1 protein-coding gene and 1 pseudogene are annotated in these 2,185 nt (G+C 70.4%); both read left to right on the forward strand.

Annotation, left to right across the window (positions count from 1 at the left end):
* Nucleotides 1-480: pseudogene (locus ND748_RS30525) on the forward strand (hypothetical protein); the annotation flags it as partial.
* Nucleotides 470-2,185: glycosyltransferase family 2 protein (locus ND748_RS30530; RefSeq protein WP_251749744.1), on the forward strand; the 1,716-nt coding region annotated here is incomplete at its 3' end. The pseudogene ND748_RS30525 and the gene ND748_RS30530, both read left to right, overlap by 11 nt.

Here is a 2,185-nt window from a genome sequence, read left to right on the forward strand (position 1 = left end):
GCCCTGGTCTGCCTGCTGGCGCACCGCCGCGGCCGGGCCGGGCTCGGCGCGCTGCTGGCCCTGCTCGGCGCCGCCGTCACGACTCTTGCGCTGAGCCGGCTGCATGCCGCCGACCCGCTCGTGCACACGATCGGCCGGCTGCGCATCGGTACCTTCCAGACCGACGAGCCGGTCGCGGCGGGCACCGCCGGCGCGGGCCTGTGGGTCGCGACCGTGGCCGGCATCGTGATGGTGGTGGCGGCCGTGGGCTGGCTGCAGCTCACCCGCCGGGTCGCGGCTGCTGCGCACGCGTCCACCGCCATCGGATGGACCGGCACCGCCGGGGCGACCCAGACCGGCTCCACCGGGGCGACCCAGACCGGCCTCGCCGAGGTCGCCGAGCCCGCCTCGGCGGAGGTGTCCGGGGTGGGGCCGGCGATTCCCGGTGGGATCCAGGGCGGCAACGGTGCCGCGGAACGCGGAGTCGACCATGGCCTATGACTATGCGTCGTTCTCGACGCTCGCCGGACCGCTCCAGGAGCCCCCCGCCCGCGGGGAGTATCACGTCGCCTACCGCAAGATCATGGTCGGGCGCGCGCTCTATCAGGTGTTGCCGCAGCTCATCGCCACCGTTGGCCTGTCGTCTCTGTTCTTCGTGTGGCTGATTCAGCCACAGCACTACCCGCACTCGAAGTACCTGCCGACCGCCGTGTCGGTCGGCAACGCCGTGATGTTCTGGCTGATCGTGGCCACGGAGGGCATCCGACTGGTGAACTCGATCACGCTGTGCTGGTCGGCGTACATCATGCGCAATCCGGTGCCCGTGCGACCGCCGAGGGGTCTGCGGGTCGCGTTCACGACGACGATCGTGCCGGCGAAGGAGCCCCTCGATGTCGTCCGGGACACCCTCATCGCGGCCCTCAACATCCGCCATGACTCGACCATCGACGTCTGGCTGCTCGACGAGGGCGACGACCCGGCGGTGCGCGCGATGTGCGCCGAGCTCGGGGTCAACCACTTCTCCCGCAAGGGCGTGGAACGCTGGAACGCCGGCCGCGGCCGATTCCGGGCGAAGACCAAACACGGCAACCACAACTCGTGGCTCGACGCGCACGGCGACACCTATGACGTGGTGCTCTCCGTCGACCCGGACCATATCCCGCTGCCGAACTTCGCGGAACGCATGCTCGGCTATTTCCGGGATCCGAACGTCGCGTTCGTCGTCGGCCCGCAGGTCTACGGAAACTTTCGGCATTACCTGACCCGTGGTGCCGAGGCGCAGAACTACATGTTCCACTCGGTCATCCAGCGGGCCGCGAACCGATTCGCCGCCGGCATGTTCGTCGGCACGAACCATGCCTACCGGGTCGAGACCTGGCGGCAGATCGGCGGCTTCCAGGACTCGATCACCGAGGACCTCGCGACGTCCTTCGCCGTACACGGCGCCCGCAACCCGCAGACGAACCACCGCTGGACCTCGGTCTACACCCCGGACGTCATCGCCGTCGGTGAGGGCCCCGCGACCTGGACGGACTTCTTCAGCCAGCAGCTTCGCTGGGCGCGCGGCGCCAACGAGGTCCTCGTCACCGAGGCCGCCGGCCGGATGCGCAAGCTCGCCTGGGGCCCGCGGCTGCACTACGCCACGCTCATGCTGCACTACCCGACGGTCGCGCTGACCTGGATCCTCGGCATGATCCTCACCACGACGTACATGGCGCTCGGCTCCACCGGAGTGGTCGTGCACGTCTCGGCGTGGCTGGCGCTCTACATCGACGTGTTCGCCGCCCGGCTGCTGCTCTACTTCTGGCTGCGCCGGTTCAACACCAGCCCGCACGAGGAGGCGGGCAGCGCCGGAATGTCCGGCATCTTCGTGTCGGTGCTGTGCACGCCGTTCTACTCGACCGCGCTGGTCGGGGCCGTCTTCCGGCGCAAGCTCGGCTTCGTCGTGACGCCGAAGGGCGACCAGGCGAGCCCGGACCGGCTGCTGACCTTCCGCAAGCACCTGTTCTGGGCGGCCTGGTCGGCCGGATCGATCGCGGCCGCCGCCTCGCTCGGCCACCTGTACCCGGCGAACATGGTCTGGGTCTCGCTGTCGCTGGTGACCTGCCTGCTGCCGATCGGGCTGTGGCGCCTCGAACCGATCCTCGCACCGCGGCGGGCGGCGGCGCCGAACCCGCTGCCCGCCGCGCATGTGCCGGCGCCCCGC

This window comes from Frankia sp. AiPs1, assembly GCF_023716945.1.
GTDB lineage: Bacteria > Actinomycetota > Actinomycetes > Frankiales > Frankiaceae > Frankia.